General features: G+C 72.1%; 12 protein-coding genes. 2 read left to right on the top strand and 10 right to left on the bottom strand.

The features are described from left to right. Positions 1 to 5: 5 nt before the first annotated feature. On the bottom strand, positions 6 to 1511 hold the full coding sequence (locus HCC61_RS17640) for a long-chain fatty acid--CoA ligase (RefSeq protein WP_206322642.1): 1506 nt from the start codon (positions 1509 to 1511) through the stop codon (positions 6 to 8). Between the two features lie 2 nt (positions 1512 to 1513). Continuing rightward, a complete protein-coding gene (locus HCC61_RS17645) occupies positions 1514 to 2563 on the bottom strand; it encodes an MFS transporter (protein ID WP_206322643.1) in 1050 nt (349 codons plus the stop codon). Between HCC61_RS17645 and HCC61_RS31525 the strand changes: the two genes are divergently transcribed. Continuing rightward, positions 2478 to 2981, top strand: coding sequence for a hypothetical protein (locus HCC61_RS31525; protein WP_206322732.1), 504 nt, complete (start codon positions 2478 to 2480; stop codon positions 2979 to 2981). The two genes, HCC61_RS17645 and HCC61_RS31525, sit on opposite strands and share 86 nt — an antisense overlap. 38 nt (positions 2982 to 3019) lie before the next feature. Here HCC61_RS31525 and HCC61_RS17650 read toward each other — a convergent pair whose 3' ends face one another. Next, entirely contained in the window at positions 3020 to 3910 is an 891-nt protein-coding gene (locus tag HCC61_RS17650; RefSeq protein ID WP_169136954.1) for an amidohydrolase family protein, read from the bottom strand. 251 nt (positions 3911 to 4161) lie between these two features. Between HCC61_RS17650 and HCC61_RS17655 the strand changes: the two genes are divergently transcribed. Next, a complete protein-coding gene (locus HCC61_RS17655; protein WP_346777255.1) occupies positions 4162 to 5013 on the top strand; it encodes a PaaX family transcriptional regulator C-terminal domain-containing protein in 852 nt (283 codons plus the stop codon). A 72-nt stretch (positions 5014 to 5085) separates the two neighbouring features. Here HCC61_RS17655 and HCC61_RS17660 read toward each other — a convergent pair whose 3' ends face one another. The 7 genes from HCC61_RS17660 to lpdA all read right to left on the bottom strand — a co-directional run bounded on the left by HCC61_RS17660 (position 5086) and on the right by lpdA (position 13734). Next, positions 5086 to 6207 carry an NAD(P)/FAD-dependent oxidoreductase gene (locus HCC61_RS17660; RefSeq protein WP_169136459.1) on the bottom strand — a complete coding sequence of 374 codons (1122 nt, stop codon included), beginning with the start codon at positions 6205 to 6207 and terminating at the stop codon, positions 5086 to 5088. A gap of 325 nt (positions 6208 to 6532) precedes the next feature. Beyond that, positions 6533 to 7222: a GntR family transcriptional regulator gene (locus HCC61_RS17665; RefSeq protein WP_169136460.1), complete on the bottom strand. Its 690-nt coding sequence runs from the start codon at positions 7220 to 7222 to the stop codon at positions 6533 to 6535. Positions 7223 to 7329: 107 nt separating this feature from the next. Continuing rightward, entirely contained in the window at positions 7330 to 7863 is a 534-nt protein-coding gene (locus tag HCC61_RS17670; protein ID WP_169136461.1) for an AAA family ATPase, read from the bottom strand. Positions 7864 to 7972: 109 nt separating this feature from the next. Then, positions 7973 to 8599, bottom strand: a complete 627-nt coding sequence (locus HCC61_RS17675; protein ID WP_169136462.1) for a DUF6461 domain-containing protein — start codon at positions 8597 to 8599, stop codon at positions 7973 to 7975. A gap of 628 nt (positions 8600 to 9227) precedes the next feature. Further along, positions 9228 to 10280, bottom strand: coding sequence for an ArsR family transcriptional regulator (locus HCC61_RS17685; protein ID WP_169136463.1), 1053 nt, complete (start codon positions 10278 to 10280; stop codon positions 9228 to 9230). 160 nt (positions 10281 to 10440) lie between these two features. Further along, on the bottom strand, positions 10441 to 12231 hold the full coding sequence (sucB, locus tag HCC61_RS17690; RefSeq protein ID WP_169136464.1) for a 2-oxoglutarate dehydrogenase, E2 component, dihydrolipoamide succinyltransferase: 1791 nt from the start codon (positions 12229 to 12231) through the stop codon (positions 10441 to 10443). 114 nt (positions 12232 to 12345) lie between these two features. Next, positions 12346 to 13734, bottom strand: a complete 1389-nt coding sequence (lpdA, locus tag HCC61_RS17695) for a dihydrolipoyl dehydrogenase (protein ID WP_169136465.1) — start codon at positions 13732 to 13734, stop codon at positions 12346 to 12348. Positions 13735 to 14134: the final 400 nt, after the last annotated feature.

The raw sequence follows: 14134 nt of genomic DNA on the forward strand, positions 1-14134 counted from the left end.
ACAGGCTAACCGCCGGAGCGGAGCGGCATTCCGCGCAGCTTCTGCTTCTGCACCTTGCCGGAGCCCGTGCGCGGCAGCGCGTCCAACTCGTCGTAGTGGAGGGGGACCTTGTACTTGGCGAGGCGCCCGGCGAGGAAGGAGCGCAGGTCGCCGGGGGAGACCCGCTCGCCCGGGCGCGGCGTGTAGAAGGCCCGCCCCACCTGCCCCCACTCCTCGTGCGGCACTCCCACGACCGCGCAGCCCGCGATCGCCGGATGTTCGAAGAGAACGGCCTCGATCTCGGCCGGATAGACGTTCTCCCCGCCCGAGATGTACATGTCCTTGACCCTGTCGACGATGGTGAAGTAGCCGTCCTCGTCGCGGGTCGCGACGTCGCCGGAGCGGAACCACCCGTCCTCCGTGAAGGCCGCCTCCGTCGCCTGCGGATCGTTCCAGTATCCGGGGGTGACGTTCGGGCCTTTGACGAGGACCTCGCCGCGCTCGCCCGGGGCGGCGTCCGCACCGTCGGCCCCCGCGAGGCGTACGTCGGCGAAGAAGACCGGCAGGCCCGCGGAGCCCGCCCGCTCAACGCTCTCAGCGGCCTCCAGGAACGTCGCACCCGGCGCGGTCTCCGTCAGCCCGTAGCCCTGGCAGAAGACCAGTCCGCGCTCCTGGTACGTACGGATCAGCGCCTCCGGGATCGGCGCGCCCCCGGACATCAGATTGCGCAGCGACGACAGGTCGGCGCCGGCCCAGCGCGGGGAGCGGGCGAACGCGGCGAACATCGTCGTCACCCCGAACATCCACGTGACGCGGTGCTCGGCTATCAGGTCGTAGCAGGCGTCCACGTCCCATGACGGCATGATCACGCTGCGGCCGCCCTTGAGGAACGTCGGCAGGAGGGTCTGGTTCAGGGCGGCGACATGGAAGAGCGGGGCGCTGATCAGCGTCACCTCGTCCGAGGCGATGTCGAGGCCGACCATCAGATTGAGCGTGTTCCAGACGATGTTGGCGTGGGTGAGCACCGCGCCCTTGGGCCGGCCCGTGGTACCCGAGGTGTAGAGGATGAAGGCCGGGGCGTCGCGGGCGACAGGGGTGTCGAGGGGAGTGGGGTCGCCGGCCGTGAGCAGGGGTTCGTACTCCTCCGGCGGGACGATCGCGGGCGGCCTCGTGGTGAGTTCGCCGGCCACTGCGGCGCACTCCGCGCCGTACACGAGCACCGACGCTCCCGAGTGGCCGAGTACGTAGTCGAGTTCGGACGCGGTCAGCCGGAAGTTGAGCGGTACGAAGACTCCGCCGAGCATGTGCGTGGCGAACATCGTCTCCGCGAACGCCGGGTGATTCGGGCCGAGATACGCCACGCGGTCGCCGTGCCCCACGCCCGCCTCCCGCAGCCGGGACGCCAGCCGGGTGCTGCGCTCGTGGACCTGCGAGTACGTCAGCTCGGCACCCTCGTACACGAACGCCGTAGCACCGGGCGAGAGTTGGGCCCGGCGCAGCGGCCACGAGCCGATGCCCTCGTTCTGGATCATCCTCAACTCCTCGCCAGGGGAGGGGAGTCGGAGCCGGCGGCCAATCTCCCCGGCCGCGGGGACGGCTGCGCTCCGTAGAGGTCCGTGTCACGGGTCTCGCCGAGCAGCAGGACGCTCACCACGGTCAGCGCGCAGAACCCCGCCACCACGGACGACACGGAGAGCGTGGCGCCGCCGCCGGACGCGCGCTGGATCTCCGCGAAGAGCAGCGGGGCCAGCCCCGCGCCCAGCCCGGCGAGCTGGTAGCCCAGTGAGGCGCCGGTGTAGCGGCTGCGGGTGCTGAACAGCTCGGCGTAGAGCGCCGCGAGCGGCCCGTACATCATCGGGTGGAAGACGGACTGGCCGAGCACCAGCGCCACGGTCAGCAGCAGCGGGCTCCCGGCGTCGGTCATCGGGAAGAGCGCGAAGGCGAAGACGCCCATGGCGACCGCGCCGGCGAGCACGACGGGCCGCCGGCCGAGCCGGTCCGACAGCGCGGAGAAGCCGATGATCCCGGGCACGGCGAGCGCTGAGGAGAGCGTCAGGGCGTTCAGCACGGTCTGCCGCGGGTGACCGGCCTGCACGCCGTGCGCGATGAGGTACGTCGTCAGCGTGCCCTGCGCCACGAAGGCCGCGAGGCCGACCGCGACGGCGAGCAGCAGACTGCGCGGGTGGTGCCGCAGCACGTCGAGCAGGGGGAGCCTGGCACCGTCCGCACCGTCCGCACCGTCCGCACGGATCTCACCGGCTTCCCTGCCCTCACCGGCCTCGGCGGCCTTACCGGCCTCGGCGCCCTCACCGCCTTCCGTGCCGCGCCCGGCGCCGCTCCCCGCGCGGGCCGCCGCGAAGACCGGCGTCTCCTGGACCCGCAGCCGTACGAACAGGCCCACCGCCAGCAGCACCACGCTCAGCAGGAACGGGACGCGCCAGCCCCACGCCAGGAACGCCTCCTCGCCGACCGCCGCGCCCGTCCCGGTCAGTGCCGCGGTGGACAGCACCATGCCGAAGGGCGCCCCCGCGTTGGTGAAGCTCGCCCACAGCCCGCGCCGCGACCTCGCGTGCTCGGCGGACATCAGCACCGCGCCGCCCCACTCGCCGCCGACCGCGAAGGCGCAGCAGCACCAGCATGACCGCCGCCCAGCTGCCGATCTGCGCGTACGTCGGGAGCACGCCGATGAGGAAGCTGACCGTGCCCATCAGCGTCATCGTCGTCACCAGCATCCGCTTGCGGCCGAGCCGGTCGCCGAAGTGCCCGAAGACCACGCCGCCGAGGGGACGTGCCAGATAGCCCGCGGCGAACGTGCCGAAGCTGGCGACGGTACCGGCGAGAGGATCGAGGCCGGTGAAGAAGACCTTGCCGAAGACGAGGGCGGAGGCGGTGGCGTAGAGGAGGAAGTCGTAGTACTCGATGACGCTGCCGACGAAGCCCGCGGTCACCGCGCGGCGCAACTGGGCACCGCCGCCGGGGAGTTCGCCCTCGCTGCGCGCTGATGCGGTGCCGGCCATGACTGGCCTCCCATGAAGGTGGGTTACGGGGTGCCGGGGGGCGCCGGCTTCGTGAGGCCGAGCAGCCGCGCCGCGTTCTCCTTGAGGATCCTCGGACGCACCTCGGGCTTGATGTCGAGCCCTTCGAAGTCGGAGAGCCAGCGGTCGGGAGTGATGACCGGGTAGTCCGAGCCGAAGAGGACCTTGTCCTTGAGCAGGCTGTTGGCGTACTTCACCAGCTGGGGCGGGAAGTACTTCGGGGACCAGCCGGAGAGGTCGATGTGCACGTACGGCTTGTGCGTCGCGACGGCCAGCGCCTCGTCCTGCCACGGGAAGGACGGGTGGGCGAGGATGATGCGCAACTCGGGGAAGTCCACGGCCACTTCGTCGACGAGCATCGGATTGCTGTACTTCAGCCGTATCCCGCCGCCGCCCGGCACGCCGGCGCCGATGCCGGTCTGGCCCGTGTGGAAGACGGCTGGCACCCCCAGCTCCTCGATCGCCTCGTAGAGCGGATACGCCATGCGGTCGTCCGGGGAGAAGGCCTGGATGCTCGGGTGGAACTTGAAGCCCCGCACGCCGTGTTCGCGTACGAGCCGGCGCGCCTCGCGCACCCCCGCCCTTCCCTTCCACGGGTCGACGCTCGCGAAGGGGATCAGCACGTCCGCGTGGAGTGCGCAGGTCTCGGCGATCTCCTCGTTGGAGATGCGGGGGTGCCCGGTGGCGTGCTCAGCGTCGACGGTGAAGACGACTGCGGCCATGTGCCGTTCGCGGTAGTGGGCCGCCATCTGCCCGATGGTGGGCTGCCGTTCGGTGTGCGACTTGAAGAACTCGGCGGAGGCGCCGAGGAGTTCCGGGCTCAGCGAGCCGTGCCCGTCGGCGGAGACCTCGGCGTGGGTGTGCACGTCGATCGCCGTCAACGCGTCGACGTCGATGGAGAGTTCGCGGGGTCCCGCAGCGCCGGTCACGGATGCTCCATGCGCTTCGTCCCCGGCCGTCCGCCGCCGTGGACGGAACCGGTGACGGAGTCGGTGACGGAGCCGGGGACGGGGGATGCCGTTACGGACAGGTCCATGAGCACGTACCTCTCTCGGCCGCTGCGTCCGTACGCCAGGAAAGTACGGCCGTTCCGAGACGCCCGTCAACAATGTGCACAACATCGGTCGTCGGGGCTACGCTCGTCCGCGTGACGCCCAGCAGCGACGGCCCAGGGGAGCGCGCACCCGGACCCGCGGTGCGCCCGCAGTCGCTCATGTTCAGCTTCTTCGGCATCCACGTGCTGGGCCGCGGCACGGGCGTCTACTCCGGCAGCATCATCGACGTCCTCGCCCGCGCCGGCGTCGGCGAGGAGACCGTGCGCTCGACCCTCGCCCGCATGGCCAAGCGGAAGCTGCTCGTACGCCGGCGGCAGGGCCGCAAGGTGTACTTCGGGCTCACTCGGCACGCCGAGGACGTGCTCCAGGACGGGCACCGCCGTATCTGGGAGACCGGCGCCGTCAACCGCGACCGCGACGGCACCTGGACCCTCGTCGGCTTCTCCCTGCCCGACAGCCGCCGCCGCGAACGCCACGACCTCCGCTCCCGCCTGGTCTGGGAAGGCTTCGGCCGGTTGCAGAGCGGGCTGTGGATCGCGCCGGGCGAGAAGGACGCGGCGGCCGTCGTCGCGCCGCTCGGCCTGGACGAGCACGTCACCGTGCTGAAGGCGCAGGCGCTCAAGCCCACCGAAGCCGCCGACCTCGTGCGCAAGGCCTTCGACACCGCGTCGATCGCCGAGGGCTACCGCGCCTTCCTCCACCGCTGGGACACCGCGCCCGGCGCCCCGCTTCCGTCCGCGCCCGACGACCTGACGCGGCAGCTGACGCTCCACACCGACTGGCTCCGCCTCGTACGGCAGGACCCGCACCTGCCGGCCGAACACCTGCCGAGAGACTGGCCCGCGATCCGCGCGGAGACCTGCTTCCGCACCCTGGCCCGCGGTTACGAACCGGCCGCGGCCCGCCTCGCGGACGAGGCGCTGGACGTCCTGCCGCTGACCTGAGCGGCCACAGGTGCCCGACCTGACCTGGCTGATTCCCTGGTCCCCTGGTCCCGCCGGACTGAGGCCGAGGTATCAGGAGCGATCGAAAAGAGTGACCACGCTCTGCGGTGCTTCCCGGCCGAAGAAGATCCCGAGGTTCCGCGCCGAGCGGGCGGCGGCGTCGCCACCGCGCGGGAACAGCCGCTCCTCGTAGGCGCTGAGCGCGACCTCGATATCGGGTCGCTCGACCAGCTCGCCCGCCAGGTCCGCGCCGTCGTACATGGCGAGGTTCGCACCCTCGCCGGCGAAGGGCGACATCAGATGCGCGGCGTCGCCGACGAGCGTCACACCGGGTGTCCTGTCCCAACTGAGCCCGGCGGGAAGGGCGTAGACGGGCCGAAGCCACGGCTCCGCGTCGCTCTGTGTCACGAAGGCGGTGAGCAGCGGCGACCAGCCGTCGAACTCCTCGGCAAGTCGACGCAGGCCCGCGGACGGATCGCCGAAGTCGATCGAACTCACCCACTCCTCGGGCTTGTTCAGCGCCACGTATCCGCGCACGTGCCCGTCGGCGTAGCGATGGGCGATGATCCCTTTGCCCGGCGCGACCGCCATCAGCGTGCCGCTGCCGATCGCGGTCACGCTCGCCCGATGGTCCTGGGCGCCCGAGCCGAGGGCGATCTCGATGAAGCAGGTCCCGCTGTAGACAGGCTCGGCGGGGGTGAGCAGCGGACGCACCTTCGACCAGGCACCGTCCGCGCCGATGACGATGTCGGCGTGCGCGGCGGAACCTTCCGCGAACGTGAGGTCGTAGCCGCCCTCCACGCGGTGCCGGACCGAGGCGAGCCTGTGACCCCACCTGATCGTCCCGGGCGCCAGCGAGTCGATGAGCAGGCGCCGCAGTTCGCCACGATCCACCTCCGGACGGGCCGAACCGGGGTCCGCGGGCATGTCGAACAGGATCGTGCCGTGGCGGTCGACCACGCGCTTGGCGTCCTCGCCAGGCCGGACCAGAGTGAGGAACTCGTCGTACAGACCGGCTGCGCGCAGCGCGACCTGCCCGGTTTCCACGTGAATGTCGAGCAGGCCGCCTTGCGCACGGGTCGTCGCCGAAGCCTCGGCCTCGTAGATCGTCGCGGCGACGCCGTGGGCCTGAAGCACCCGCGCGAGCGTCAGCCCGCCCAGTCCCGCTCCGACGACGGCGATGGTCTTCCGCATGCTGCGCTCCTCTGTCGCGCCGGCACGCGCCGGCGATGGTCAGCGCCGAAAGCGGACGGGATGCCCGGTCTCGGCAAGGAGACGCTCACCGACCAGAACCATCTGCATCGATGTACGAGCGATGTCCGGCGGGCGGACCCGCGGACATCGTTTTTCGCGACCTCGTGACTATAGCGAGGCATCCGCCTCGACATCCGCCTCGGCCTCGGCCTCGACCTCGGTCTCGACCGGCTCGGCGGTGCTGTCGGAAAGATGCGCTGAGCGCTGGGTGCTGAACGCCCGAGCAGCTCAGGCGCCGCAGCCGGCGGGGGCCGGGAGCCGGGGGCTAGGCCGCGCCGGAGCCCGCCGGGCGGTCCGCGGCGCCGTCCGCCCGCGGTGCCGGCGCGCAGCCCAGCACATGCGCCTTGACCAGCTCCGCGATGCGCGGGTCGCGCCGGCCGAAGGCCTCCATGACCGCCTCGTGCTCCTCCGCGTACGACTGCTGCACGGTCCCCAGCCAGCGGATCGACAGCGCCGTCCACACCTCGATGCCCAGTGACTCCCAGGTGTGCAGCAGCACGCTGTTGCCCGAGGCCCGCACCAGCTCCCGGTGGAAGGCGACCGTGTGCCGCACCTGCGCCTCGCCGTCTCCGGTGCGGTCCGCCTCGTACAGCGCCGCCACATGCGGACGCAGCGCGGACGCGTCGCCCGCGAGGCGCGGAGCGGACAGCTCGGCGGCGATCTGCTCCAGCCCGGCACGCACCGGATAGATCTCCTCCAGATCGGCCGCCGACAACTCCCGCACCCTTACGCCCTTGTTGGTGGCCGACTCGATCAGGCGCAGCGTCTCCAGCTCCCGCAGCGCCTCCCTCACGGGCGTCTGGCTGACCTCCAGCTCCACGGCGATCCGCCGCTCCACGATCCGCTCGCCGGGCTTCCACCGGCCGTTGACGATGCCGTCCACGATGTGCTCGCGGATCTGCTCACGCAGCGAGTGGGCGGCGAGCGGCCGGGACGGGGACGGGGTCGAGGTCACGGGCGCGGCTTCCTTCCTTGGCACGTTCGCGGGGCCGGTGCCTCGAACGATACGGCCCCGCAGGTTACGGACGCCTCCGCGGGGAGCCACGATCCGTGAGGGGTTCCTCACGGAGCCCAGCCGACGGCGGCCACGACGTCATGCGCGACATCGACGACGGAGCGCCCGTCGGTCACGACCCGCACGGTGCCCGCGGGTGCGCGCTCGTCCAGGAGCGGCCCCTTGCGGAGGCTGCTCCGCAGCCCGTCCGCCAGCTCCGATCCGCGTTCGCGCTCCATCAGCCGGGCGCGGGCCGTGCCCGCGGACGCCGTAAGTAACACGCGGACGATGCGTACGCCGGCGCCCATCGCGCGCTGGAAGACGGGTCCGGTCTCCGGCATGACGCTGAGGGTGTTGGTGTAGATCAGGCGAGTGCAGCCGAGCTCCGCGTAGTTGGCCCACACGGCTGTGAGGTTGCGCTCGACGATCCCCGTACGGTGCGGGTCCCCGGCCGGGGCGGGATGCACGTGCCCCATCAGGTCCCCTTCGATGAGGGCGTGCCGGACCCCGGCGGCACGGAGCCGCGCCGAAACCTCCAGCGCCACGGTCGACTTGCCGACGCCGGAACGGCCTCCGATGAGCAGTGCCTCAGCGTTCTCCACGACAGCAGCATGCCTCTGGACGCGGAAGCGCCGCGAGGCCGCCGTCACCTTCGAAGAGCAGCCGGGCCCCGTGCGGGCGCGTTCCGCAGCACGGGCCTGCGCCCGGGTCCTAGACCAGTGGCTGGCGGACCGCTCCCGTGAGCAGTGGCCGTTCGAGCACGTCACGGGTGAACACCACCCCGGTTATCGCCGCGGCCAGTGCGAACGACGTCGCGACGGGGTCGTCGAGGCACATCTCCTCGCTGCCGGGGTCGAGGCCGGTCTCGCGCATCACGGCGTTCAGCCCGTCAGGCGCGCTGCCCTGCCGGTAGCCGGGAACGTGCGAGTCGAAGCATGTGACGACGCTGCCGCCCACCGCGTACACGAAGCAGTGCTCCGCGTAGTCGTGGCGCGTGACGGCGACCATCTCGCAGTCCGCGGAGAGCCGTTCGGCGACGTCCGGGAGCGTGGCCTCCCAGCCGCACAGCTCCACGGCCGCGGTCCACTCGCCTGTCCGCATCGCACCGACGAACCCGCCGCCGTCGCCCGCCCGTTCGCAGAGCGTCCCGAGGGTCGGCGGGCGGCCGTGAGGCCCGTGGCCGCCGTCGGGTTCGCCGGAGGGGGCGGCGCCGAAGCGGCGCAGCACCTCGGCGGGGCCGAGGCCGTGGAAGAAGGAGACGCTGAAGATCCCGCCCAGCGGGCAGCGCCCTTCAGCGGCGTCCAGCCAGCGGAGGTCTTCCAGGGGATCGCTCACCATGCCTTCTCAGCCCTCCTCGTACTTCTCGTCTCCCGACGCGAGTCGCTCGTACCGACACGACGCGACGCGACGGGCGCATCTCCTGCCGATGCGATGCGACGCGTCTCGACGCGTCTCGACCCGTCTCGTCTCATCTCGACTCGTCCCATGCACTCGCATGCTTGCAGGAGGCACTGACAAGATCGCGGCCATGACCGCGCGAGCCGGGCGGCCCGGCCCGAACTCGCCGCTGTGACCTGCATGTTGAGCGTCTGCCTTCAACACCGTGGCAGCGGCCGGTTTTCTGGGTCACAGTCCTTGGCGTGCCGGGCGCACCTCCGTCCGGGCACCGGGGGACAGCAAGGAGGGTGCGGACGCGTTCCGCGCCTGCCTCTGCGCGGACGGCCGCAGACCGGGAACGGCAGCTAACACCGGTGCGGCCGCCGAACAGTGCCCCCGCCTGCCCGCAACCGCAGGCGGGGGCCTTGCTGAACGTACGGACGGGAGTTCGCGCCAGGGACGTACGCGGCTCCCGCGCCTGTGCCCGTGGCTCCCGCAACCGCGCACCTCGCGCCCGCGGCCCTCGCGCCTGCGGCCCTCGCGCCCGCGGCTCCCGTGCCCCGCGGCCCTCGCCCCCAAGGGCCCCCGCTCACCCGCGCTCCGCGTCCTCCGCCCGCTGCTGCCGCAGCAACGCCCCGCCCGCCGGGCTGAGTTGGTGGAAGACGCTGTTGGCGTGCCGGTGGCTGACGATGAGGCCCGCGTCGCGGAGCACGGCGGTGTGCTGGCTCGCCGCGGAGGGCGAGATGCCGACGCGGCGGGCGAGTTCGCTGGTGTTGGGGATGTTCGCCGCCGCCCGCAGCACCGCCGCGCGCGTCGCGCCCAGCAGCCGGTCGAGCGCGTCCGCCGAGGGGGACGCCTCCTCTGCGCCGCCCGCGCCCGCGGACATTCCCGCGCCCGCGGACATCCAGTGCGGGTCGTGGTCCAGCGGATAGAGCACCGTGGGCGGCAGTTCGGGATCCGCCAGCGGCACAGGGCGGTTCCACAGGAACTGCGACGGCACCAGCAGAAGGCCACGCCCGCGCAGGTGCAGATCCCGGTCCACGGGGTGCGAGGGAATCTCCAGTACGGGCGGTCTCCAGCGCATCGCGGGACGGAAGCTCGCCAACAGGCCCTGCGCACCGCCCACTCCGCCCGTGTGCAGCGCCCGTGTGCGCACCGCGCGGTCGGCCGCGGCCCGCCGCCGTATCGCCGGCCAGTACGGCGTCAGCGCCCGCTCGTGATAGCCGGAGATCATCTCCCCGAGCCGTCTGCGCGCGTGCGGAGAACGGTCGGTGAGGTCCTGCGCCCACCCCGGGGCGCCCACCCGCTCGTGCAGGATGCCCAGTTCGTGGGAGATGCGCTCGCGCGGTGTGGCGACGACGGCCTCGATGCCCTCCTCCAGGCCCAGCAGACCCTCGGGCGGCGTGAGGAAGTCGGGGAAGTAGCTGGCGTCGGGCACGAGCGGCAGCAGTTGCCGCACCTCGTCCGTGCGGGCGTGGCGGCGCAGTTCGCCCCGTACGCGCCGCCGCCACTCGGCGAAGGGGAGCCGCCCGTACCGTGCGCGCAGCATGTGCAGGCTGAAGACCGTCTCCCACAGCGGATCGGGGTTCTCCGCTACCTGTGTACGCGCGAGATCCGTGCCGGTGAAGTGGATGCGCAGCATGCGGTGCTCTCCGGGGGCTGTGCCGGGGCTCCGATCGTACGCGCGGCCCGGCGGCCCGCGTCGCACGGTCCCCGCATACGGCGGCGGCCCCGCGCGGAGCAGCCGTGGCTGTCCGTGCGGGGCCGCTGTGAGACCTTCGCCGAGGCCTTCGCCGGGCGGGTCAGAGACCCAGTTCGCCCTCGAACTCCCCTGCTTCCAGGCGGGCCTTGACGTCGCTGAGGTAGCGGGCGGCGTCCGCGCCGTCGACCAGCTGGTGGTCGTAGGAGAGCGTCAGATACACCATGTCGCGGATGGCGATGGTCTGGCCCAGCTCCGGGTGCTCGATGACCATCGGACGGCGCACGGTGGCGCCGATGCCCAGCTCCGCGACCTGCGGGTAGTTCACGATCACCGTGTCGAACAGCGCACCGCGCGAACCGGTGTTGCTGATCGTGAACGTGCCGCCGGACATGTCGTCCGGGCCCAGACCGCCCTCGCGCACCTTCTTCGCCAGCTCGGCCGTCTTACGGGCGAGCCCCGCGAGGTTGAGGTTCCCGGCCTCCTTGATGACCGGGACCATCAGGCCCTTCTCGGAGTCCACCGCGATGCCGATGTTCTCGACGTCGTGGTAGGTGATCGTGCCGTCGTCGTTGAGCCGCGCGTTGACGGACGGGTGCGCCTTGAGCGCCTCCGCCGCGGCCTGCACGAAGAACGGCATGGGGGAGAGCTTGACGCCCTCGCGCGCCGCGAAGGAGTCCTTCGCGCGGGCCCGCAGCCGCATCACGCGCGTGACGTCGACCTCGACCACCGTCGACAACTGCGCCTGGTTGTGCAGCGCCTTCATCATGTTCTCGGCGATGACCTTGCGGATGCGCGGCATCTTGACGGTCTGGCCGCGCAGCGGAGAGGGCTCCAGCTTCGGCGACTTGGGGCCCGTCGCGGCGGGGGCGCCGGCCGCGGCGGCAGGGGCGGCCTGTGCGGCGGACCTGGCAGCCTCGGCCGCGGCGGTGACGTCCTGCTTGCGGATACGGCCGCCGACGCCGGTGCCCTTCACGGTGCTCAGGTCCACGCCCTGCTCGGTGGCGAGCTTGCGTACGAGCGGGGTGACGTATGCGCCGTCGGACTCGCTCACCGCGGCAGCCGCCGGGGCAGCCGGAGCCGCGGGGGCGGACGGTGCGGGAGCCGCCGGTGCGGGGGCCGGTGCCGCCTGCGGAGCCGGGGCGGGCTCGGCGGGCTTGGCCGCCGGCGCCGGCTGTGGGGCGGGCTGCGGCGTGGGCTGAGGCTGCGGCGCGGGAGCCTGCTGGGGCTCGGGCTGTGCGGGCGCCGGCGTGGGAGCAGCCGCGGGGGCGGCACCTGCCGCACCGATCACGGCCAGCTTCGAACCGACCTCGGCCGTCTCGTCCTCGTTGACCACGATCTCCAGCAGGGTGCCCGCGGCGGGGGCCGGAATCTCGGTGTCGACCTTGTCCGTGGAGACCTCGAGGAGCGGCTCGTCCGCCTGGACCTCCTCGCCGACCTGCTTCAGCCAGCGCGTCACGGTGCCCTCGGTGACGGACTCGCCCAGCGCGGGAAGGACGACGTCCGTGCCCTCCGCCGAGCCGCCGCCACCGCCGCCCGCGGGAGCCGCGGCCGCCGCGGGCTCCGGCTGCGGTTGTGGCTGCGCCTGCGCGGGCTCGGGCTCCGCTGCCGGCTGGGGCTGTGCGGCCGGTGCCTCGGCGGCCGCGGCCGGTGCGCCCCCGTCGTCGATGACGGCCAGCTCGGCGCCGACCTCGACGGTCTCGTCCTCGGCGACCTTGATGGAGGAGAGCGTGCCGGCGGCGGGGGCCGGGATCTCGGTGTCGACCTTGTCTGTGGAGACCTCGAGCAGCGGCTCGTCGGCCTCCACTTGCTCACCCTCGGCTTTCAGCCAGCGGGTGACGGTGCCCTCGGTGACGCTCTCGCCGAGCGCCGGCAGGGTTACGGAAACCGCCATGGTTTCGGTTGCTCCTAACGGAATGGTGCGGATGCGGGTAGCGCCCGGACTCTTCCCCTGGGGCGCCGCGGGTGGTGACCCCGGCTGCGGCGCCGTCGCGGGGAGGCCCCAAGGTCAGTCGTGGGAATGCAGCGGCTTGCCCGCGAGGGCCAAGTGGGCCTCGCCGAGCGCCTCGCTCTGCGTCGGGTGTGCGTGGATGAGCTGCGCGACCTCGGCCGGCAGCGCTTCCCAGTTGTAGATGAGCTGAGCCTCGCCCACCTGCTCGCCCATCCGGTCACCGACCATGTGGACGCCGACCACGGCACCATCGCGGACCTGGACCAGCTTGATCTCGCCCGTGGTGTTGAGGATCTTGCTCCTGCCGTTGCCGGCCAGGTTGTACTTGAGGGTGACGACCTTGTCGGCCCCGTAGACCTCCTTGGCCTGCTCCTCGGTGACGCCGACGGAGGCGACCTCCGGGTGGCAGTACGTCACGCGCGGCACGCCGTCGTAGTCCACCGGGACCGGGTTCAGCCCGGCGAGCCGCTCCGCGACGAGGATGCCCTCGGCGAAGCCGACGTGTGCGAGCTGGAGCGTGGGGATGAGGTCGCCGACCGCGGAGATCGTCGGCACGTTCGTACGGCAGTACTCGTCGGCGAGGACGAAGCCGCGGTCCATGGCGACGCCGGCCTCCTCGTAACCGAGGCCCTGGGAGACGGGGCCGCGGCCGATGGCGACGAGCAGCACCTCCGCCTCGTACTCCTTGCCGTTGGCGAGGGTGACCTTGACGCTGTCGTTGGTGTACTCGGCCTTCTCGAAGAAGGAGCCCAACGAGAAGCCGATGCCGCGCTTGCGGAAGGCGCGCTCCAGCAGCTTCGAGCTGTTCTCGTCCTCGGCAGGGACGAGGTGCGGAAGGCCCTCGACGATGGTGACGTCCGTGCCGAACGACTTCCAGGCGGAGGCGAATTCGACGCCGATGACGCCGCCGCCCAGGATGATGGCGGACTTCGGGACCCGGTCCAGGACGAGACCGTGGTCGGAGGAGATGATGCGGTTCCCGTCGATCTCCAGGCCGGGCAGCGTCTTGGGCACCGAGCCCGTGGCGAGCAGGATGTGCCGGCCCTCGTAGCGCTGGCCGTTGACGTCGACGGAGGTGGGGGAGGACAGCCGGCCCTCGCCCTCGACGTACGTGATCTTGCGCGAGGCGACGAGACCCTGAAGCCCCTTGTACAGCCCCGAGACCACGCCGTCCTTGTACTTGTGCACCCCGGCCATGTCGATGCCCTCGAAGGTGCTCTTCACGCCGAACTTCTCGCCCTCGCGGGCCTGGTCGGCCAGCTCGCCGGCGTGCAGCAGAGCCTTGGTGGGGATGCAGCCCCGGTGCAGACAGGTGCCGCCCAGCTTGTCCTTCTCGATCAGGGCGACGTCCAGACCCAGCTGCGCCCCGCGCAGGGCAGCGGCATACCCGCCGCTACCGCCGCCGAGGATCACTAGGTCGAAAACGGTGCTGGCGTCGTTCGCCACGTCACGTCCTCCATGCATGGGTACGCCGGTGCCGGTCTGCTGTAAGACCGGGCGGCTGTGTTGCGGCCGCTGTTCTGCTGGCCCTGGACTCGGCTCGGTGAAGCCGTGCTGGGGCCCTGTCCTGCCGGGGACCCATCTTCGCACTTGTCGGCGGACAGCGGGACGCGGGGCCGAGTACCCGGCGGTACGGCCACGATCGCTTTCGGTGAACTCGGCCGTACCGTCGGGAGACTGGCTGACGTACCTCTCATGAGGGACGGAAAGTGTGACGCTGCTCACGGGGCGGCGCCGTGCGGTGCGACGACGCGTGCGCGGGCCCGGCCGGGCCCGCGCGGAGCGCCCGGAGCGCCCGGGCCCGGAGCTCCCGAGCCGCCCGGACGCGGGGGCCCGGGGTCGCGGG

This window comes from Streptomyces sp. HNM0575, from assembly GCF_012726265.1.
Lineage (GTDB): Bacteria > Actinomycetota > Actinomycetes > Streptomycetales > Streptomycetaceae > Streptomyces.